Raw genomic sequence first — 21,477 nt, forward strand, 5'->3', positions numbered from 1 at the left:
TTCAAATTGCTTCAGGATTATATTCAACAGGAGGACATGACAATGATTCGTAAAGACAACGTTCTGGAAGTGGAACATTTAGGCGGAGGTAAGGGAACAGCGTATGTTCATCATATTGTATCTAAGGAGGAGCTGTTAGGACACGGCAGACTGTATGCTAAGGTTGTTCTTCCTCCAGGTGCAAGTGTAGGCTGGCATCAGCATGTACATGATACTGAGCCATATTATATTTTAAAGGGTGAAGCAGATTTTATTGATAATGACAAGTCTGTGACCAAGGTTGGCCCTGGTGACTGCTGTATTATTGAAGTAGGACAGTATCACAGCATTGAGAATAATTCCGATTCTGATGTGGAGTTTATGGCTCTTATTTATAATGAACCAGGTTATCTGAATGACAGGGATTAATTAAGAAAGAGTAAAATCGTAAAGATTTAGAAGCTCTGGCAGTGAATATTGCCAGGGCTTTTATAATATGATACCAGAGTCAAAAGGCCGAAAATCCGATGCAAGCTTGCTTGCAGTAGGATTTTTGAACTTGGGACCCGATAAAAACATGAGTAAGAAGCCATTTTTTGAAGAAAAATGAGCGGATTACGAATGTTTTTAGAATTGCGGGAGTGCAAAGCACGTAGCAATTCGGTATCAGAGGGGTCAAAATACCTTTTGATCCCCACATCATAATATAAGGTTTTGTGCCTGAAAAGAAGTATGCTGAAAAGAAGGCTGAGAAAAAGGGATATGCTATAGGAAATGGAAGTAGTATAATGATGGTGTATAATCTTTGTGAACAAGAAGGAGATCATAAAATGAGAGGGATCCGCTGGGCAGTACTGGGAACAGGTGTGATCGCCAATGAGATGGCAGCAGCACTGGAAAAAAATGGGAAAAAGCTTTATGCAGTGGGAAACAGGACTTATGAACAGGCCGTAAAGTTTGGGGAAAAGTATGGAATTGGAAAGGTGTATACAGATTATAATGAAATGTTTACGGATCCGGAAGTGGACGTGATCTATATTACAACCCCTCATAATACTCATATCAGGTTTATGAAGAAGGCCATTGAGAACGGGAAACACATTCTAGTGGAGAAATCCATTACTTTAAATAGTGGGGAACTGGATGAGGCATTGGAAATGGCAAAGGAGAAGGGCGTTATTGTTGCAGAGGCTATGACCATTTTCCATATGCCGGTTTATAAGAAACTGCGGGAGATTTTGGATTCTGGTAAGTTGGGAAAGGTGAACCTGATCACCATGAATTTTGGTAGTTTTAAGGAATACAACATGGAGAACCGCTTCTTTAACCGGAATCTGGCGGGTGGTGCCATGCTGGATATTGGTGTGTATGCCCTTTCTTTTATCCGGTGGTTTATGGATTCGAAGCCGGATCAGTTATTATCCCAGATGAAGGCAGCACCTACTGGAGTAGATGAGCAGGCAGGTCTGCTTTTAAGTAATAAAGAGGGGCAGATGGCCACAGTGATGCTGTCTATGCACTCTAAACAGCCAAAACGTGGTATGGTGTCCTGTGAAAAGGGCTATATTGAGGTCATGGAGTATCCAAGAGCCTGGGAGGCGAAGATCGTGGATGCGGAAACAGGAGAGATACAGGTGATAAAAGCGGGGGCACATGAGGATGCACTGGCTTATGAGCTTTCTGATATGGAGAAGGCCATTGCCGGAGATGTTTCCTGTATGCATCTGGATTATACGAAGGATGTAATGAATCTGATGACAGAGTTTAGAAGGTCATGGAATTTTACGTATCCTGAGGAGGAAAAGTAGACGATCATTTGGTAGGAGGTAATAGTCATGAATAAAACATTAGTAGTGTATTTCAGTGCAAGCGGAACAACCAGAAAAATAGCAGAAATGATAGCAGAAGTCGGAGATTTTTCTCTGTATGAGATCACACCAAAGGAATTATATACAAGTGACGATTTAAACTGGATGAACAAGAAGTCCAGAAGCAGTGTGGAGATGAGCAACAAGAAGATCCGCCCGGAGATTACAGATACAGATGCTCATATTAAAGAATATGATACTATTATCCTGGGATTTCCAATCTGGTGGTATGTAGCGCCTACCATTGTAAATACATTTCTGGAAAAATATGATTTTTCCGGTAAAAAGATCGTGCTGTTTGCAACATCTGGTGGAAGCGGCTTTGGCAATACAGTGAAAGAATTAAAACCATCTGCACCGGGAGCTGAGATCGTAGAAGGAAAGCTTCTTAACAGAGCAAATAAGCAGGAAATCGAAAAGTGGGTAAAGTCTTTATAAGTAGCTTTCTGTATAATTCAAAGTTCACGATTAATCCAGAAAAAGAGACAAAAAGCTAAGATAGAGAGAAAAAAGCGGAAAAGTAACTCAAAAAATAGGACATCAGTGGCAGGTTAAGATCCGAGTTATGGTTTATTTACAATTTGACTACGGAGAAAAAGTATGTTATATTAAATATGAAAAGGGAAAGTCAGAAACACACGGCCTACCCTACAATATTTACGTTAAGTCTCATGCGAGACTCGCCGTCACTATTGGTGGTAGTGGCGGCTATTTTTTATCCTTAAAAATCTCATAAATGAGACCAATAAGTGCAACAATGAAGATACCTATCTGGATCAGATCCGAATATGTAATGTACATTGGCATCGCCCTCCTTCCGTAGAGTTGGAGGGTAAGCCCCTCCATGGTGGAGGGTAGGCCGCCTTAGATGTGTTCTGACTTTCCGTTTCATCAGTATATCATAAGATCATCTGTTCAGCAATCACATAAATCCGTAAATATACAGACCAGAAAGTCAGTCATGACCAGATAAAAGCTATTGTAAAAGCAGCGTCACTGGCTCCGTTAGCCAAAAACCGCCAGCCATGGAAATATCTGGTATATGAAGGAAAAGCAAAAGAAAAGCTGCTTTCAGCTATGGAACGGGGGCTGGAAAGGGAAAAGAAGGAACACTGCCTGCTGCCAGGTTCAGCATTTGCTTTGCCGGGTGCATTTCAGACACTTTCTATTATGAGGAAAGCACCGGTTACGATCATTGTTATGGATCCGGATGGAAGATCGCCTTATGAGCCTGTAAACGCTGATGAAAGACTGGCAGAGATCTGCGATTCCTTATCTATTGGGGCTTCAATCCAGAATATGCTTTTGAAAGCTACCCAACTGGGGCTTGGGACTCTGTGGATCGCCAATACCTGTTTTGCCTATAATGATATGGTGGAAGTGATCCCTTCTAAGGGGCAGTTAATAGGAGCTGTAGCAGTGGGATATGCAGCAGAAAAACCGTATCCAAGGCCAAGGAAAAAGCTGGAAGAAATATTAGAATATATGTAAGAAAATGGTAAGTTCCTCTTTCTTGTCAGGCAGTTATATTTATATCTATAATGATGATAGATATAAATGGGAGAAAACAGTCCTGTTTTGTGGGAAGGGGATGAGCCTATGGAGCAAAAGAAACGGATCTGGTGGACATTTCAGTTATGGGAAGCAGATGCTTTTAGACAATATCTGGAAGAAATGGCGCTTAAGGGCTGGTTTTTGGAAAGTGTTGGCGGTGCTGTGATGAAATTTCATAAGGGTCAGCCGGAAAAACGCAGATATGTCGCTCTCCTAGTGCCGGAAAGCTCTTCTCTTACAGGCACAGATAACTGGAAAGCGGGGCAGCTTCGACAGCAATGTGAAGAAGCAGGCTGGAAAGTTCAGTGCAGCAGCACTTATTGGCAGATATTTTATACGACTGATGATGCAGTAAAACGGGTCGGCGATATGAAAGAAGAGAAACAGTTTCAGATCCAGAGATCTCTTTCATGGAACTGGTGGGTGAAAATTTTTTATCCTATATTAGTTGTATTAGAAATTTGGTCCGTGTATCGGTATCTGCAAAATCCAGGAAAATTGTTTGCAGATTCCATGAAGATTTTATTGATCCTGTTGTTAATTGGCATGAGCATTTCCTGGACTGTATCTTATGTGCAGATGTTTCGCTGGAGCCATGGAAATACGGTAGCTTTAAAGAAAGGAGAGCCGCTTCCGAAATTGGATTTTAAACGGATCATAAAATGTAAAAAGCATATTTTGCTGAGTGACGTGATTCTGATACTGGGGGTTGTGGCATTGGCGTTTCTATCTTCTGTGAAAGCGCAGATCACCTTTATGCTTTCTTTAGTTCTCATGTTATTCATCGCCCTTTTTGTAAGAAAATGGGTAAGGAAAAATGGCAGTGGAGATAACAGGGATGACTGGGTGACCTCCTACCTGGTTGGAGTCGGGGTTGCATACATGATCCTGATCCCTTTGTGCAACGGAGTAGCGACTCATTTCCTTGGAGAAGAAGAGCTGGAAACAGGGAGAAAACAGACCATATTTGCAAGTTATGAAGAAGGTGATTTCAGAGGAAAGAGCATTGACAAACCCATCGGTGTCACCGTGTATACAAGCCCTATTCCCTGGATCATCAACAAAACCAGTGAATGTTATCCAAAGGATATGACAAGACTGTGGGAGCAGATAGAAATGGAAGTTCCGGCAGAGGTTGGAGCGCTTCCAGAGGATGTGGAAGTGTTCTGGTACCGGTATATGGTCTGCAAAAACGGGATAAAATCTGATCCAGAGGAAAACGATATTCAAAGGGATGCCGCTAAATATGATCCGGCACCAGCTATGGATGAAGTGATATTAAAAGACAAAAGACGTCTGGTGGTGTTGAACTACGGTGGTGGAACAGATCTTGCTAGGTTAAAAGAAGCAGTAGATGCTTTTATGGGAGGTAATGGACAATGAGTAAAGTTGTGATATCTATGGTTGCCATGTTTATTTTGATGATTTTTCCAGGTGCAGGACTTTGGGGATTACTTTCTAATGTGCTTGGAGGCGGTGTGGCGGAGTCTTTTTTATATCCCATTTACGGAGGCCTTATCCTTTTAGCAGGGCTTATCGTTGGATGCACCGTGCTTATTTTGGAGGAGATGCGGTCACTGAAAGATAAAATTGATCGTTTATCAGATAAGTCAGAATAAATAGATCATATATATAAAAGTTGCTATCTGCCCACTCTTATGGTCATAATTGGAATCGGTGCCCATCGTCAGTCTGGGGACGAATATTATTCTATGTACAGTCCGAAGTCTGTGGTGGAAGCTATGTTGCGACATAGATTTGGTACCTCACACCCAGAAGGAGGCTGATGTATTTGTTCAAAAAATATGTAGAAGTCTACACCACCATGAATCTAACAAAGTTTTTCACTGCAAAAAACTTGCTTGATGAGCACCACATCCCATTCAAAGACACCAGCACCAACAACCAGCTACGGCTTTCTTTTAACAACTTCCGCGGCAGTAATGTACAGTTATCCCGTGATGGATCCGTGAAAAATATTTACAGTCTGTCTGTGGGGAAAAAGAGTGAGCGGGCCGCCAGGGGACTGCTCACACGCCCTTCTTACTGACATAAACTATTCCCGGTCATGCCTGCAACGATAATGGCAATACCAATAAGACCGACCACAGAAGGCAGCGGATCTTTAAAAATTAAAACACCTCCAGATCCCGTCCATTTACTGTCATTCCATCATAACCGGCTGCCCGGATCTCGTCTAAAATAGCCTCATCCCTGCGGCGCATTTCTGCTTCCAGATTAATATGATTATCCTGGATGTTCATGTGATAGATGCGGTGGTAGGTGACAAGAAGCTTTGGTTTGGCTTTTTCAGCCACTTTCGCCAGGTCAGTGCTTAAAGTGTGGACTTCCTGGTGGTATTTCTGCCATTTTGGTTCTCTGCAGGCGATACCGGCGCTGTATTCTACTTCATGAAGAAGGATATCACAGCCGGCAGCTTTTTCTGCAACAATGTCTAACGGGGCGGTATCTCCGGAGATCACAATGGTGCGGTCAGCAGTAACAAATTTATAACCGTAGCTGATGAGTGTTCCGTGACTCACTGGAAATGCTTCCACAGTGACACGTTCATCTTTATAAACAATACCTGGTTCTTCAATTTCTGTTACATCTACCTGATATCCCTGTTCATTTGCTTTTTCAAAGCCATGGATGCGGAAATCAATATCTGTTTCATAAGCCATTAAAATGTGTTTGGTCATATGCTTTAAGCCTTTTGGGCCAACGACCTTTAACGGTACAGGCCGTTCTAAGACCCAGGGGGTAAAAATAAGATCCGGGTATCCAGCAGTATGGTCTGTATGCAGATGAGTGGAAAAAGCCACTGTAAGGCGGTCCGGACGGAGGGCATCAATGCCGTTAAAATAAGCTTTAGAAGCCTGACGTACTACGCCGGGGCCAAAATCTACCAGATAAGCTCTGTCACCAACAACTACAGCAGAAGCAGGTCCGCTGGCATTGGGGCAGGCGTTTGGGGTTCCGGTTCCTAAAAGGACAAGTTTTGTTTCCATAGTGTAAATTCTCCTGTATATCTTGAAATTTTATCATAGATCTATTGGCAGATCCCCGCTCATGTACTTTACCGCCTGTTTATGCAGGCTGTTTGCCCATGAATGGCTTGCCAAAAGCAAAGGTCTGCGTTGCAGCCAAGTCTCCTTGCTGTACTCATTCCATATCAAGCAGCATTTTCTTTACTCCGATCATGCGGTCACGCAGGCTTGCGGCTTCCTCGAAATTCAGCTCTGCTGCAGCCTGGCGCATCTTCTTTTCTAATTCTTTTGCCAGTTTCTTTAATTCCTTTTCATCCATGGACTCAGGATCTTTGGTATCAGCAGCATGGGGATTTTCCACAGCCTTGGAAATGGCGATCAGATCACGGACTGCTTTTTTGATAGTAGTAGGAGTGATGCCATGTTCTTCATTGTACTTCTGCTGGATCTTGCGGCGGCGCTCTGTTTCCTCAATAGCTTTTCTCATGGAATCAGTAATAGTATCAGCATACATGATCACATGGCCTTCAGAGTTCCGGGCGGCGCGGCCAATGGTCTGGATCAGGGAAGTTTCCGAACGGAGAAAGCCTTCCTTATCTGCATCTAAAATGGCAACCAGCGTGATCTCCGGGATATCCAAACCTTCACGCAGCAGGTTAATACCAACCAGGACATCAAAAACGTCCAGACGCATATCGCGGATGATCTGGGCACGCTCTAAGGTATCAATATCAGAGTGGAGATATTTGACCCGGATGCCCGCTTCACGCATATAATCTGTAAGGTCTTCTGCCATTCGTTTGGTAAGAGTAGTAATAAGAACCTTATGATGGGCGGCCGTTTCTTTGTTTACTTCGGAGATCAGGTCATCGATCTGACCTTCTACAGGCCGGACAGAAATCTCAGGATCCAAAAGCCCGGTAGGACGGATGATCTGCTCTGCACGCAGCAGTTCGTGGTCTTTTTCATAGTCAGAAGGAGTAGCAGATACGAACATCATCTGGTTGATCTTTCCTTCAAATTCTTCAAAATTCAAGGGACGGTTGTCCAACGCAGATGGCAGGCGGAAACCGTAGTTTACCAGTGTAGACTTGCGGGAGCGGTCACCGGCATACATTCCCCGCACCTGTGGCAGTGTAATGTGGGACTCATCCACAATGATAAGGAAATCTTCCGGGAAATAGTCGATCAGTGTACAAGGCGGTTCTCCAGGCGCCAGGCCGGTTAAATGTCTGGAATAGTTTTCAATACCGGAGCAGAATCCCGTTTCCCGCATCATTTCCACATCAAAATTGGTGCGCTCAGAAATGCGCTGGGCTTCTAAAAGCTTGTCTTCGCTTTTAAAATATGCCACCCGTTCCTTTAATTCCTCTAAAATGTGTTCTGTTGCCTCTAACATTTTCTCCTTGGGAACAACGTAGTGGGAAGCAGGGAAAATAGCTACATGGCCTAACTGTGCTTTGATCTCTCCGGTCACTGTATCAATTTCCATGATCCGGTCTACCTCATCACCGAAAAATTCAATCCTGTAGGCTTCACTGTCAGAATAAGCCGGGAAAATGTCAACTACATCCCCTTTTACACGGAAGGTACCACGCTTAAAATCCATATCATTGCGGTCATACTGGATCTCGATCAGCTTTTTTATCACATCATCCCGGTCTTTTTCCATACCCGGCCGCAGGGAAATGACCATGTTCTGATAATCAATGGGACTTCCAAGACCATAGATACAGGAAACCGAAGCCACGATCACCACATCCCGGCGCTCAGAAAGAGCAGCAGTGGCAGAATGACGCAGCTTGTCGATCTCGTCGTTAATAGAAGAGTCCTTTTCAATGTAGGTATCAGTGGAAGGAACATAGGCTTCCGGCTGATAATAATCGTAGTAGGAAACAAAGTATTCTACAGCGTTTTCCGGGAAAAATTCCTTCATTTCAGAATAAAGCTGGGCTGCCAGTGTTTTATTATGGGCAATGATGAGGGTAGGACGGTTTAACTGCTGGATCACATTTGCCATGGTAAATGTCTTGCCAGAACCGGTAACGCCTAAAAGTGTCTCAAACTGATTTCCTTCTTTAAAGCCTTTTACCAGCTGTTCAATGGCCTGGGGCTGGTCACCAGTAGGTTTATATTCAGATACTAATTTAAAATGATCCATGAAATCTCAAATTCCTTCCTTTCTCTTTGCAGAAATCCATAGAAATTTGTAAAAAGTATACCATGAATTTCTTAAAAAGTATAGATAAAATAAAGAACATTTGTTCTTGCGCTCGTTCATGCTCTTTTTTGTATTTTTTCATTTCTTCCCATTAGAAAGATTTCATGTTAGAATAAAAACAGAATGTATTTTTAAAGGGGAAAACCGGGGAGGGGAATGAAAAATGCCAAGAAAGAAAAATGATCTGAATACCATTTACATATCAGAACGCTTACAGGAGAAGCTGCGGCCGATCTCCAGATGCACCCTGACAACAGTAGTGGCTCCTATGGGTTACGGCAAGACTACAGCTGTAAACTGGTATTTAAATGAGCGGGTGAAAAAGGGTGGTGCAGTAGTGATCCGCATCAGCATTTACACTAATAACCTTCCTATTTTCTGGAAAAGTGTGCAGAATGCCTTCCGGTTTGCAGGTTTTAACTTCTTCGAGGAATATGAGTGTCCTTCAGATCTGGCAAGTGGCGGTCTGTTTGCAGATGATCTCAGCCATCTTCTGGCAGGCGAAACAGATTATTATATTTTTATTGACGATTTTCATCTTCTTACAGATGCAAGGATAGGGGATTTTTTTTGTACATTGGCAAAACGGATCCCGGATAATATTCATATTATAGTGGCCAGCCGAGACCGTTTTTTATCTGGCGGGGCAGTGGTAGGCTTAGGCGGCAAGCTGCATCAGATCACAGTGGATCATCTGCGGTTGAATCATACGGAACTTTCTATTTATTCTAATCTTTGCGGCACGGAGTTAAACGACCGGCAGATTGAATCCCTTCTTCATTCCAGTGAAGGCTGGTTTTCCGCTGTTTACTTAAACCTTTGTTCCTTCGCAGAACGGGGCGAGCTGCCGGATGATCATTCCGATATTTATGAAATGTTTTCAGCTGCAATGATCGATCCACTTCCTGAAAAACAGCGGGAATTTCTCATTGTATTGGGCCTTGCTGATGAATTTTCCGCAGAAATGGCAAAATTTATTACGGAGAATGAAGATACAAAACAGCTGCTGTCTGCCATGACCAGGCAGAATGCTTTTATCAGCCGCCTTGCAGACGGGGGGACATATCGTTTTCATCATATGATGAAAGAATGTGCAGAGCAGGCTTTTGCAGCAATGGACAAAGAAAAGCAGACTGTTTATCTGGAACGTTATGGAAAATGGTATGAGGAACACAGACAATATCTTCATGCATTGGCTTCTTACCGGAAGAGCGGAAATTTTAATGGGGCCCTGAGGGTGATCCAGAAAGATGCTGGGATCCTTCTGGCATCTTTAAAAGCAGAGGATGTATTAAACTTTTTAAGTAAATGCCCAAAAGAGGATTTAGAAGCCTATCCCTTATCGGTGCTGGTGCTGATGCGTTGTATGTTTAACTGGCGCAAGATCCCGGAAATGTTAAAATTGAAAGAGTTTCTGATCCAGGCTATTGACAGACATAAGGAAATTCCTGAAGAGGAAAGAGGAAATCTGTTAGGAGAATGTGACCTGATCACCAGCTTTTTGATGTACAATGACATTTCCAAAATGAGTCATTTCCACCGCAGTGCCAGCAGGCAGATGTCAAGGCCTGCTATCAGTATCCGCAATGATGGCGGCTGGACCTTTGGTTCGCCCTCAGTGCTTATGATGTTTCATAGAGAATCGGGGGGACTTTTAAAAGAACAGGAAGAAATGAGGGAGTGCATGCCTCATTATTACAAGATCACCAATGGTCATGGTCAGGGGGCAGAACGGGTCATGGATGCAGAGGCATTGTTTGTACAGGGCCATTTTGCAGATGCCCAGATCGCTTTGGAAGGAGCCTATGCCCAGATTGAGAAAAATGGACAGGAATCCATGGCACTTTGCTGCGATTTTCTGTTAAGACGATTGTCTTTGTGTATGGATATAAAACAGAAATATTCCTTTGAACAGCGCCGCATGGTTTTGATGAAGCATCATAATTCCATGTGGATCAATATTTTTAACAGCACCTGTGCCTATTACTATGCACTGATCGGCCGGGTGGAACAGATTCCGGAGATATTTGGGGAACACAGACTTTCGGCTGTGAATTATCTGGCTCCCGGAAGACCTATGATGGAAATGATCGAAAACCAGGTTTATCTGGCTCAGGGCGCTTATGTTAAGGTGATCGGAAAAAGTGAGGGGATACTTGCTGTGTGCCAGGGACTTCATTATGCATTAGTTGCCCTTCATGTACAGATACAGACTGCGGCAGCCTATGAAAAGATGGGAAAGCACGGGGAAGCCAGAGCTATTTTAAAGCAGGCGCTTTCAGATGCTGCTAAAGATAACATGGTCATGCCTTTTGTGGAAAATTTTATTTATCTGGAACCGCTTTTTGAAGGAACTATGCCGGAGATTGAAGAAGGATTCCTGAAAAAGATCATCTTACTTGGCAGAGAGTATGCGCAAAACTGTAAAAATCTGGGAAATGAAAAGACTTATCCGGAACAGTTTAAATGTCTTACACAACAGGAATTAAAGCTGACAGAGTTAATGGCCGCCCACATGAGTAACAAGGAGATCGCAGCAAGGCTTTATCTTTCTGAGGGAACGGTAAAGCAGTATATTAACCAGATCTATTCTAAATTAGAGATAACAGGAGATACGAGAACCAAGCGTAAACAGCTTTTAGAGAGGTTCTATACCAATAACTAACCTTTAGTTAATATGTTTTTAAGAAGATCCATCGTACAGTAAATGTACGGTGGATTTTTTAATATCCTTTCGGAGTCTCTTCTGCAAAATCAAGTACAAAAAGATTCCGAGAGTACATTGTATCTGGAAGGAGGACTCATGTGGAGAGAAAGTATATTTTGGCTGTTAAGCCCTTAGAACCTTATATCCTGCAGATCGACTTTATATCAGGAAGCCGGCTGCTTTTAGATATGAAGCCTTATGTGGATAAAATACGGTTTCGTACCCTTACAGACCCAAAGGTGTGGAACAGCGCAGTGACAAATGGGATCTTTGTACGTTTTGGAAATGTGGAGCTGAGCCATGATGAGATCCTTTCTATGGCAGAGCGGGAACATTTAAACGGCCGGTGACAGCTTTCGGGGATTACACATGGTCAGAAGAAAAGAGAGGAGAAGGAGTATGGCAGATCGGAACGAAGCAGATGCTTTATTTGCTACCAGGAGGAAAAAGCAGCAGGAAGAGCAGGCAGAACAGGAACGAAGAGAAGAAATGAGCCGGAAAAAAGCAGAAATGGAAGCGGAGATCCGGCGCTTAGAGGAAGAGGCCAGACGTCAGAAAGCCAGACAGGAAGAAGACAGACGCCAGGCAGAAGAAGAGGCCAGACGGGTAAAACAGGAGGCAGAAGAAGCGGAGGCCAGAGCAAGAAGAGCTCAGGAAATGGCAGAAGAAGCCAAAAGAAAGCAGGAAGAGGTAAGGCGTGAAGAAGAACGCCGGATCCAGGAAAAACGTGAAGAAGAAAAGCGGGCCAGAGAACGGGCTGTCCAGGAAAAGGCCCAGGCAAAACAGGAAGAGGCAGAGAGAGCGGAAGAAAGAAAAAGGGAAGCAAAAGAACGGGCAGCAGAGAAAAAAGCAGCTAAAGAAGCGGCTAAAGCAGAGGCTAAAAAGGCAGTAAAAGAAACAACTATGGACGCAGGAAGAAAAGCAGATATACAGCCGGGAAAGAAGCTTCCGGTACTGCCGTTGGCAATAGGTGGTGTGGCTGTGACAGTTGTGCTTGTTATCTGTCTGGTACTGTTTTTTGGAGGCAAAAAGGGTGGTGTATTTGGTACGGACTGTGATCTTATGGCCGCAAAACAGGTATTAGGCTACGATGTATTTTATCCGGAAAGCTTTGAAGAGGCATATGCAGATGGCGGTGTCTACTTAAAATATGGCAGTGTGGAAAAGGGAGATTTTTCCTTTGTTTATGTTTTAGGAAGCACACAGGACGATATGAATTACATGACAGAAAGCACAGATCCTACAGATCTTATACATGTTATGGAGGAATACGTGTTTGGCATGAATGACAAGCAGGTATATAAGATGACCACAGAATCTGGACGGGATGTTTACTGCAGCGAATATATCTCCTTTGATATAAGCAGTATTACAGATCAGGAGGAAGGTGTCATGGCGTCTACATCTATTATGATGCTTCCGTTAGAAGGGGAATATCTGGTCGCTGTTTACGCAACTATGAAACCTTCATATGAAGAGCCGCTGGAAGAAGTAACAGCAAGTATCCTTGATAACACATATTAAAGGAGGAAGATCTATGGCATTACTTATGACCGTTTTCTTTGAAAATGGTTTCTCGGAAAATTATTTTCCCAATGTAGACAACCGCAATTTTCCTGTTGCCATACGCCCTTATGTCAGCGGATTAAAAGACGAACTGATCTTAAACGTGCAAGTGTGGGACGGACACTGGCGGCTGCGGGATTCTTCCCAGTATTCACTGATCTTAAAAGGGGATCCGGTAGAAAGCGCTGATCTGGAAGATGGAACTGTGATCGAAGGAATGGTACGAAAAACAGAGCTGTATTTTTCTGTTAAGATCGACCAGGTCCAGAAGGAAAATGTAAATTTTGAAAAATATATGCTGAAAGAAGGCAGTATTTTCAAACTGGAGATAGGCAGTGATGACCTTTGCAATATTGTATACAAAAACCGTTTTGTAACAGGAACCCATGCAGAGATCACCTTTGAATCAGGAGCTGCTTACATAACTGATAAAAACAGTGTAAATGGTACGTTTTTAAACGGCAGGCTGGTAACAGAAAAAACAAGGCTGCATTACGGTGACATTATTTATGTAGTGGGCCTTAAGATCGTGTATCTGAATAATCTCCTGGCGATCAATGATCCAGATGGGCAGTGTAAGATACGGGAATTAAAGGCAGTGGAGATCCCACATTTTGAAGATGAGCCTGCAGAAGATGCAGACACAGAGGATGTGTATTTCCTGCGCACTCCGCGAAAACTTTTAAATCTGGATAAAGAGACGATTTCTATTGAAAAATGCCCTAAAAAACAGCAGCAGAAACGCCAGCCTTTAATCTTCACCATAGGTCCTTCTTTTACCATGGTGATCCCCATTGCACTGGCAGCAGCTATGACCAGTGACGGCTTTGGCGCAGGAAGTATCTGCATGTCTTTAGGAGCAGCCGGGATCGGGGCTATATGGGCGGTAGTTAATTCTGCCTACAATAAAAAAGAAGAAAAAGAGTCAGAATCTAACCGGGTCAGCAAATATTTAGAGTACATGGTCCGGGTGGAAGAAAAGCTGAAAAATAAGACAGAATACAACCGTCTGGTACTGGCAGAACAGTATCCTTCATCAAAAGAACTTCTGGAATTTACTACATCTAATACCAGACGGCTCTGGGAAAAAAGCAGCACCCATGAGGACTTCCTTTCCCTTCGCCTGGGAACCGGTGATATGCTTTCGCCAAATGGGATTGAAGGGGCAAAAGAAGATCTGGGAAGTGAACATGATCCTTTAAATGATCACATGGAGGAAATTCAGGAGAAGTTTAAAACACTCCATCAGGTTCCGGCAGCTGTTTCACTTTATGAGCACCGGCTGTTAGGTGTGGTAAGCGGGGATGAGGAAAAACGGGATCAGCTGATGCGGCTTTTAGCCCTGCAGATCACGGCTCTGCATCCATATACAGATGTACGCATGTGCTATGTATTTCCAGGAAGAGACCTTGAGAAAATGGAATACACCCGCTGGCTGCCACATACCTATACCCCTGATGGAAAACTTCGTATGATCGTCTGCGATCCAAGAGCTATGGGCGATGTAATGTATTATTTATCGGATGTGATCAGAGAGCGGTTGGAAGCAGGGGAAAACCAGAAAAACAGGGAAGAAGAGGAAAAAGTCCTTCCTCATTATGTAGTATTTATCAGTGATATTTCCATGATCGAAGGCGAGCCTGTTTCCAAGTATCTTTTAGATCCACCAAAGAATGCAGGACTTAGTGTGATCTTTAGCGCAGATGCCATTGATAAGCTGCCTTCTCACTGTAATACCATTGTACAGTGGGAAAAGGATTACTGTGGCTGTTACAGTACGTTATCTAAATTTGAAGAAATGGCCGGCATTGCCTTTGACAGCGTGAATTTATCTGAAATGGATGTATTTTCCAGACAGCTTTCCAATTTTAAGGTACGGGAAAATGCTTCTAATGCAGCGATCCCGGATATGCTTACCTTTTTGGATATGTATAAGACTTCCAGGGTGGAAGATCTGGATATGTACCATAAATGGCTGGAAAACCGTACGTATGAAAGTATGCGTTCTCTTATTGGCCAGAAGGCGGGAGAACAGCCGGTGTACCTGGATATCCATGAAAAATACCATGGTCCCCATGGTCTGGTGGCAGGTACTACAGGAAGTGGAAAGTCAGAGACACTGCAGACCTATATTTTAAGTCTTGTGTTAAATTATCATCCTCATGAGGTGGCATTTATCCTTATTGATTACAAAGGCGGCGGCATGGCCCAAAGCTTTATCGGGCTTCCTCATCTGGCTGGTGTGATCACTAACCTGGGAGGAAACCAGACTACCAGGGCGCTCCTTTCTATTAACGCAGAGATCAAGCGGAGACAGCGCATTTTCAATGAATATAAGATCAAGCACATTGACGCCTATATTGAGCTTTACAGGAATGGGGAAGCGGAAGAGCCTATGCCTCATCTGCTGATTATTGCTGATGAGTTTGCAGAGCTTAAAAAAGAGCAGCCTGATTTCGTCCGGGCACTGGTTTCAGCAGCCCGTGTAGGACGTTCTTTAGGCATCAATCTGATCCTTGCTACCCAGAAACCAAGCGGCGTAGTAGATGATGAGATCTGGAGCAATACACGTTTCCGCATTTGTCTGCGGGTGGCAGACAAACAGGATTCCAATGAAATGTTAAAGCGCACAGATGCAGCCTATATTACTGGAACAGGACGGGGATTTTTACAGGTAGGCAATGATGAGATATTTGATGAATTCCAGTCCGGCTGGTCAGGAGCACCTTATACACCGGAAGTACCATTTAATGATGACAGCAAGGCAAAGGCAGTTATCATCGGACTGACAGGCAAGCCAGAGGCAGTTAAGAAGAAAAAGAAGAAAAAAGGGGACAATGTGAAGAAATTCACCCAGTTAGATGCTATGGTACAGTATGCGGCAAATCTGGCAGAGGAAAATCACATCAAACCTCTCCGTCAGATCTGGCTGCCGCCTCTTCCGGGACTTTTTTATCTGGATGATTTGGAGCTTACCTGGGATGAAAAGCAGATAAAATTACCGGTTGGTCTTGCAGACGATCCACAAAACCAGAGACAGTTCCCGGTTTATCTGGACTTTATAAGAGATGGGCATTTGCTGATCTGCGGTTCGGCAGGTTCCGGAAAGACCTCTCTGGTGCAGACGATCCTTTATGGTGCAGCTCTTCATTATACGGCAAAACAGGTGAACTTCTATATTGCGGATTTTTCCAGCCGTACTATGACAGCTTTTGCAGGTCTTCCTCATACAGGCTGTATCTGTATGGAAGGGGATGATGAGAAGATCCAGATGATGATGAGCTTCGCAGAGGAAGAATTAGACAGACGGAAGAAGTCATTTTCCCAGAAAGGAATGGGATCTTACAGGGATTATCGTGAAAGCTACAGTGATGTCCCGGCCATTTTCCTGGTCATTGATAATTATCCGGCTTTCTCTGACAGTTATGAGCAATATGAGAGTACATTGATCCAGCTTTCCAGAGAAGGGGCAAGTTATGGTATTTATCTTATTATTACCTGCAATAATTCCGGAGATATCCGAAGCCGCATTTTACAGAATATGACAAAGGGCATCGGACTTCAGCTGGCAGACAGGTTTGAGTATGACAGTGTTATCGGCATGCGTTCAGAAATCCTTCCAGATGACCGGACCACAGGCAGAGGCCTGATCAAAGAAAGGGTTCCGCTGGAATTCCAGGCAGCTCTTCCTGTAAAGGCATTCCAGGGAGAAAGCATGATGCTGGCGATCCGGGAAAAATTAAAGCCATTGACAGAAAATGGCATATCCGGGGCGAGAAAACTGGGAACAGACCTTACAATGACCGACAGTGGGGAATTTCTGGAAAAGATCAATTTCCGGGATTTGCCAGATAACACCTTTGTAATGGGTGAACAGGAAGGAATGTTTCAGACCTGTGACCTGGATCAGACCTTATGCTTTACAGTCTGTGGATCCGGAAAAACAGGAAAGACCAATTTCTTAAAATATACTGCCTTACAGATGAAGAAAAAAGGGGCAGAGGTTTATGTGTTTGATGGATGCTTAAAGGAACTGGAAGAATTTTCCAGAAAAAATGAGCTGGACGGTTACATGACAGGCAAAGAAGAACTTTACCATTTTATGGAAAATGTACTGCTTTTACAGCTGGGAGAACGCAACGAACTTGTATATGAGGCCAGACAGACAGGTGCTTTGGTCCAGACTGTTTTAAAGGACTACAGACGCATCGTTCTCCTCATTAACAGTGCATCAGAGTTTATGGAAGCAGTGTACAGTGAAGATTTTGATGTAAGCGAGGTTCTTGAAACTGTATTTGAAAAGGGAATGGAACATAAACTGCATTTCTTTATGGCTCTGTCCCCAAGAGAATATGAAGAACTGGCTGGTTACAGGGCGCTTCGTCAGTTTGGCAGCTGGAAACAGGGAATCCACCTTGGAGGAGCTTTTGATGAACAGGGAATTTTTGATTATGAAGTAACACCTTCTGAGCGGAGCAGGACCTATCCGGCGGGAGCTGCATTTACAGAACAGGAAGGAAAAACAGTACTCTTTATGACACCTTTTGTAAAGGAGGGGAAATATGAGTAAGATCCATTTGGAAGTAGAGATACCTGGAAATGCCAAAACTTATGAATTTATGTTAGATGACCGTATGAAGATCGGCACAGCAAAGAAGCAGATCATGAAGCAGATAGCAGAATTAGAAGGCCATGATCTGTTTGCAGGACTGGACAATATTGTTTTTGGTTCCCTTGAGCTGGAAGGTCTGATCCAGGATAATGAGACATTCCGTGAAGTAGGGATCAAAAACGGCAGCCGGGTGGTCATGGTATAAAAACGCACCATCTTCAGGCAGAAACAGGAGGAGAGCATGGCAGGAAGTAAAATGGAAATGGATCCGGATGTGCTGCGTTCAACAGCAAAAAAAATAGAAACTTCTGCTGCTGATATGGGAAAAGAACTGAAACGGTTCCAGGCTGTGATCGAAGGTTTAAGCAGCACCTGGAGCAGTGATGCAAAAGACCGCTTTCTGCAGAATTATCAGAAAGACCGGGCTGCTCTTGCAGAAATGGCAGCCCAGTATGCAGAAGTGTCAGAGGGACTGCTCTGGATCGCAGACGAGTTAGAGCAGGCAGAAGAAGAGATCAGCAGCCAGATCCAGGCGGCTGCAAAGGGATAAGAATTGCAAAAGCACAGAGTACGCAGAAATCCGGTATCAAAGAGGTCAGGTTTAACAGGAGGTAGCATATGGCAGGAGACGGGACCAGCCGGGTCAATACAGAGGAACTGCTGCGGGCAGTAGGGGAGATCACTTCTATAAAAAAGTCTGTTGCAGCAAATACAGATGCAGCTTATGCACATTTTCGCAAACTGCAGGATTCTTATGCAGGAGAAAGCGCTGATGATATCTATGCAGTGGCAGGGCAGTTAAAGAAAAGTTCCGGGGCTATTATTACCATGCTGGGAAATTACGAAAAGGTCTTAAAGGAATTAGCCGGTGTATATGAGGATACAGAGAAAACAGTAAGCAGAAATGCAGGAAAGCTTAAGTTTGGAGGAATGCGGTAATGGCAGCTATTAATTTTGATTCCCAGGCGGTAAAAAAGCAGGCAAAGCTGTTAGAAGAAGCGGCAGACCAGATCCAGAACCAGACTATAAAGGTGATCAATGCTGCCAATGAAGCAGTAGCTGCATCCTGGTCTGGTAAAGCCGGCGGGATATTTGTGAAATTTATGCAGGAACAAAGTGTAGATCTGGCATCAGGGACAGCTTCCTTAAGAGAGATTGCTGCCCTTTTGCGGGATGCCTGCACTTCCATGGATAAAGCAGAAGCACAGGCTAAAGCAGTGGTAAGCAGGAGATAGGAGGGAGAGAAAATGGCATCACAGCAGGTAAATGCGGCAAAATTAAAATCAACAGGGGTAAATCTCACCAATTTGGCAGCCAAAATGAAAAGTGAGATGAATAAGTTAGATGAAAATATCCAGAAGGTATCTTCTGGATGGAGCGGGGAAGCAAGTGCTTCTTACCTGAAGCGGTATCAGGCAGACAAGGCAAATCTGGCCCAGCTGACCCAGATCTTACAGCAGATGGGAGCAACACTTGGAGAATTTTCCAACAGCTATACGCAGGCAGATAATAAAGCTATGGATCTTGTACACAAATATCTGGGCAAATAGGGAGGTGAGTATAAATGGCAGATGCAAACATCAAAGTGGATCCCAAACAATTGAAAAACTATTCCAATAACATTAAAACAGGCTATAAAAACATGTACAGCTATCTTTCTGAAAGCAAAACAGCGGTAAAGAACCTGAAATCCACCTGGACGGGTAGCGGCTCTGCAGAGTTTTACAGTCGTTTTGATGCCATTATCGGAAAGTGCGAAGAGGTATTAAATGTGGTAAATACCTATGCCCTGACTCTGTCAGAAGCAGCAGATGTATACAGTGCCAATGAGAAGAAGATCTCCAGTTCTGCAGGCAAACTGAAGATCAATCTGAAATAGGAGGTTGCCTATGGCTTCTGTAAAGGTGTCAGCCCATAGTTTAGAACAGCAGAAAAAAGAGTATGAAAAGGCAGTTAAAAATTTAGATAATGCTTTAGAACAGATTAAAAAGGTCAATGCATCTCTGGGTAAAGATGCCATGTTGGACGGTGTGCGGCAAGCACTTACGAAGCTGGCAGCATCTTTGGAAACGAGGGCGGGAGTAATTCTCCTTATGACAAAGGCGTTAGAACAGTCAAATGCAAAGTATACCGCAGCCCAGAAAAAGGCGGTGACAAAAAGCAATCAGTTCCGGGCGCATAACCGGGATTTTTATGGAAATCCAGTGGTTGTGACTGTAGTTGCGGGAGGAGCCGGTGCGACAGCAGGTGCATTATCCGGTGCAGCCGCAGTAGCAGAAACGACCGGGACAACACCTGCAGCATCTAATGTGGCATCTGGTACAGTAACAGATGCATCAAATACAGTATCTGGTACAGGTGGAAGCGTCCATATAAAGTCACAGGGTACAGTAAATGTGTCTTCACAAACAGACTCTGATATCCGGCAGGCTGTATACACACAGAGGGGACCATCTGCCACTATTGCCCAGGTAAGTGAACATGCCAGAAATGTGGCTGCGCCGAAGGCAACTGACAGTCTGACAGATATACCGGAGAAGGAAACGGTGGCTATGGCATCTGAAATTCCTGAACCGGGATCTGCCCCGGCTGTTACCGGAGCAGTTGCAGCCGGAGCTGCTATTGGCAGCATCGCAGGAGGATCAATAAAACGTATCAAACAACCGGAACCGTTTACAAAAGAGAAAAAGCAGGACCCGTCTACAGACATAGAGGCACAGTTAGAAGTAGCCAGAGAACGTTTAAGGCGGTTCAATGAAATGGAAATGGAGGAGAAAGAATGAGAAAGATGATGAGTAGTATGAAAAAAGGAACAGCAGTGGCAATGGCAGCCGTAATGTGTATTTCCCTTGCAGGATGCGGCGGGTCTACTAAAAAGGTGGTGGCTGATAAGAAAGAAACGATAGCAACCACCACTGCAGCAGAAACGCAAACAGAGACAGCACAGGAAACAGAGGCTGTTAATGATTCTGATATGGCAGAGATCCTGGCAGGTACTACCTGGGCGGGGATTTCCAGTGAACAGGAGATCATGGTAGCTGCTTTTGATGAAAAAGATGTGTATATGGCAATTTTAGATACAAATGGAGAGGTAACAGATCTGGATGGCTACTGGAAAGCGGATTATGATACATTTTATCTATACGCCAATGAGGATTACTCCGATGATCCCACAACTTTTGAATTTGACTGGTATACAACTGAAAATGGGGAGTATATCCAGTTAGATGATATTATCTTATCCAGTGAGGGGGATGGAAGCAACCTGGAAAACACATTAGACCAGATGATGACCACTGCAAGTGTGATCGAGTACGTAGCACAGGGGACTTACTGGATCGGCTCCGGCGACGAAACAGCTATGATCTTCTATTTTGAAGGAGACCAGGCATATTTTGACCTTCTCTACAATGAAAATGGCCAGATCCAGACACAGTCCATTTCCGGTCTGTGGAGTCTTGATTATGATCATCTGACCCTGATCGATGATGAAACAGATATGTCCTATGAATTAGGATGGGATCTGTCTGAAGAAGGTGACAGCTATTGCTTTGAGCTGACAGAGGATGATACTACCTATTATCTTTATGAATCAGCGGCAGAAGATGTAGACAGCACCTTAAATATCCTTACAAGCTATCTTACAGCAGAGGACAGTGTAGATGTAGAGTCTGACGATATCGATCTTAGTGATTTTCTGGCTGGTTATGTAGGCCATTCTGTGATCGATGCATTTATGCTCAGCGGTATTTCTCCTGACTTCGAGACCAGAAAGTATTGTGCAGAGCTGTTAGGATTTACAAACTACAGTGGTACCAGTGATGAAAACCTGGCATTGATCCAGTTAATGGGTGGCACAGTACAGTAAAAATAATAAGCCGGAAAAGACAGTATTTTGTAAACTCTTTTTAAGGATTCTGAAATTGCATCTTATCGTCCTCTCTATTATAATGAAACTAGATAAAAATCAGACATTTTTA

At 43.8% G+C, this 21,477-nt stretch carries 22 protein-coding genes; 19 read left to right on the forward strand and 3 right to left on the reverse strand.

From position 1 onward, the window contains the following. Positions 1–42 precede the first annotated feature (42 nt). The 3 genes from OGM16_12730 to OGM16_12740 all read left to right on the forward strand — a co-directional run bounded on the left by OGM16_12730 (position 43) and on the right by OGM16_12740 (position 2,285). Positions 43–408: a cupin domain-containing protein gene (locus OGM16_12730; protein UYJ45674.1), complete on the forward strand. Its 366-nt coding sequence runs from the start codon at positions 43–45 to the stop codon at positions 406–408. Between the two features lie 401 nt (positions 409–809). After that, entirely contained in the window at positions 810–1,787 is a 978-nt protein-coding gene (locus tag OGM16_12735) for a Gfo/Idh/MocA family oxidoreductase (protein ID UYJ45675.1), read from the forward strand. Between the two features lie 27 nt (positions 1,788–1,814). After that, positions 1,815–2,285, forward strand: a complete 471-nt coding sequence (locus OGM16_12740) for a flavodoxin (protein UYJ45676.1) — start codon at positions 1,815–1,817, stop codon at positions 2,283–2,285. Between the two features lie 270 nt (positions 2,286–2,555). Here OGM16_12740 and OGM16_12745 read toward each other — a convergent pair whose 3' ends face one another. Further along, the gene (locus tag OGM16_12745) at positions 2,556–2,648 is read right to left on the reverse strand and encodes a putative holin-like toxin (protein ID UYJ45677.1); all 93 of its coding nucleotides are present in this window, start codon (positions 2,646–2,648) and stop codon (positions 2,556–2,558) included. A 177-nt stretch (positions 2,649–2,825) separates the two neighbouring features. On the opposite strand from OGM16_12745, the gene OGM16_12750 reads away from it, so the two are divergent. The 4 genes from OGM16_12750 (at position 2,826) to OGM16_12765 (ending at position 5,451) form a co-directional block, all read left to right on the forward strand. Then, positions 2,826–3,338, forward strand: a complete 513-nt coding sequence (locus OGM16_12750) for a nitroreductase family protein (protein UYJ48460.1) — start codon at positions 2,826–2,828, stop codon at positions 3,336–3,338. Between the two features lie 108 nt (positions 3,339–3,446). Next, the gene (locus tag OGM16_12755; protein ID UYJ45678.1) at positions 3,447–4,784 is read left to right on the forward strand and encodes a DUF2812 domain-containing protein; all 1,338 of its coding nucleotides are present in this window, start codon (positions 3,447–3,449) and stop codon (positions 4,782–4,784) included. After that, positions 4,781–5,020 (forward strand): hypothetical protein, encoded by a 240-nt coding sequence (locus OGM16_12760; protein UYJ45679.1) that lies wholly within the window; start codon positions 4,781–4,783, stop codon positions 5,018–5,020. Before OGM16_12755 ends, OGM16_12760 begins: the two co-directional genes overlap by 4 nt. 173 nt (positions 5,021–5,193) lie before the next feature. Then, positions 5,194–5,451 carry a hypothetical protein gene (locus OGM16_12765; protein UYJ45680.1) on the forward strand — a complete coding sequence of 86 codons (258 nt, stop codon included), beginning with the start codon at positions 5,194–5,196 and terminating at the stop codon, positions 5,449–5,451. Between the two features lie 82 nt (positions 5,452–5,533). On the opposite strand, the gene OGM16_12770 is transcribed toward OGM16_12765, so the two are convergent. Together OGM16_12770 and uvrB are read right to left on the reverse strand one after the other, a co-directional pair. Further along, positions 5,534–6,412 carry an MBL fold metallo-hydrolase gene (locus OGM16_12770; GenBank protein UYJ45681.1) on the reverse strand — a complete coding sequence of 293 codons (879 nt, stop codon included), beginning with the start codon at positions 6,410–6,412 and terminating at the stop codon, positions 5,534–5,536. A gap of 154 nt (positions 6,413–6,566) precedes the next feature. Beyond that, positions 6,567–8,552, reverse strand: a complete 1,986-nt coding sequence (uvrB, locus tag OGM16_12775; GenBank protein UYJ45682.1) for an excinuclease ABC subunit UvrB — start codon at positions 8,550–8,552, stop codon at positions 6,567–6,569. A 223-nt stretch (positions 8,553–8,775) separates the two neighbouring features. Between uvrB and OGM16_12780 the strand changes: the two genes are divergently transcribed. From OGM16_12780 to OGM16_12835, 12 genes are all read left to right on the forward strand, one after another. Further along, positions 8,776–11,277: a LuxR C-terminal-related transcriptional regulator gene (locus OGM16_12780; GenBank protein UYJ45683.1), complete on the forward strand. Its 2,502-nt coding sequence runs from the start codon at positions 8,776–8,778 to the stop codon at positions 11,275–11,277. A 140-nt stretch (positions 11,278–11,417) separates the two neighbouring features. Next, complete coding sequence (locus OGM16_12785) at positions 11,418–11,669, forward strand: hypothetical protein (protein UYJ45684.1); 252 nt, start codon at positions 11,418–11,420, stop codon at positions 11,667–11,669. Positions 11,670–11,718: 49 nt separating this feature from the next. Next, positions 11,719–12,843, forward strand: a complete 1,125-nt coding sequence (locus OGM16_12790; GenBank protein UYJ45685.1) for a DUF4670 domain-containing protein — start codon at positions 11,719–11,721, stop codon at positions 12,841–12,843. Positions 12,844–12,856: 13 nt separating this feature from the next. Further along, positions 12,857–17,455 carry a type VII secretion protein EssC gene (essC, locus tag OGM16_12795; protein ID UYJ45686.1) on the forward strand — a complete coding sequence of 1,533 codons (4,599 nt, stop codon included), beginning with the start codon at positions 12,857–12,859 and terminating at the stop codon, positions 17,453–17,455. Continuing rightward, positions 17,448–17,702 carry a hypothetical protein gene (locus tag OGM16_12800; protein ID UYJ45687.1) on the forward strand — a complete coding sequence of 85 codons (255 nt, stop codon included), beginning with the start codon at positions 17,448–17,450 and terminating at the stop codon, positions 17,700–17,702. Before essC ends, OGM16_12800 begins: the two co-directional genes overlap by 8 nt. Before the next feature lie 36 nt (positions 17,703–17,738). Beyond that, positions 17,739–18,047: a WXG100 family type VII secretion target gene (locus OGM16_12805; protein ID UYJ45688.1), complete on the forward strand. Its 309-nt coding sequence runs from the start codon at positions 17,739–17,741 to the stop codon at positions 18,045–18,047. Positions 18,048–18,115: 68 nt separating this feature from the next. Continuing rightward, entirely contained in the window at positions 18,116–18,436 is a 321-nt protein-coding gene (locus tag OGM16_12810; GenBank protein UYJ45689.1) for a WXG100 family type VII secretion target, read from the forward strand. Further along, positions 18,436–18,732, forward strand: a complete 297-nt coding sequence (locus OGM16_12815; protein UYJ45690.1) for a hypothetical protein — start codon at positions 18,436–18,438, stop codon at positions 18,730–18,732. The genes OGM16_12810 and OGM16_12815 overlap by 1 nt, the downstream gene beginning before the upstream one ends. Before the next feature lie 12 nt (positions 18,733–18,744). Next, positions 18,745–19,047 carry a WXG100 family type VII secretion target gene (locus tag OGM16_12820; protein ID UYJ45691.1) on the forward strand — a complete coding sequence of 101 codons (303 nt, stop codon included), beginning with the start codon at positions 18,745–18,747 and terminating at the stop codon, positions 19,045–19,047. Between the two features lie 14 nt (positions 19,048–19,061). Continuing rightward, on the forward strand, positions 19,062–19,376 hold the full coding sequence (locus OGM16_12825; protein ID UYJ45692.1) for a WXG100 family type VII secretion target: 315 nt from the start codon (positions 19,062–19,064) through the stop codon (positions 19,374–19,376). A 10-nt stretch (positions 19,377–19,386) separates the two neighbouring features. Then, entirely contained in the window at positions 19,387–20,280 is an 894-nt protein-coding gene (locus tag OGM16_12830) for a hypothetical protein (GenBank protein UYJ45693.1), read from the forward strand. Continuing rightward, the gene (locus OGM16_12835; GenBank protein ID UYJ45694.1) at positions 20,277–21,365 is read left to right on the forward strand and encodes a hypothetical protein; all 1,089 of its coding nucleotides are present in this window, start codon (positions 20,277–20,279) and stop codon (positions 21,363–21,365) included. Before OGM16_12830 ends, OGM16_12835 begins: the two co-directional genes overlap by 4 nt. Positions 21,366–21,477 lie beyond the last annotated feature (112 nt).

The sequence above is a fragment of the Lachnospiraceae bacterium genome, assembly GCA_025758065.1.
Lineage (GTDB): Bacteria > Bacillota > Clostridia > Lachnospirales > Lachnospiraceae > Enterocloster.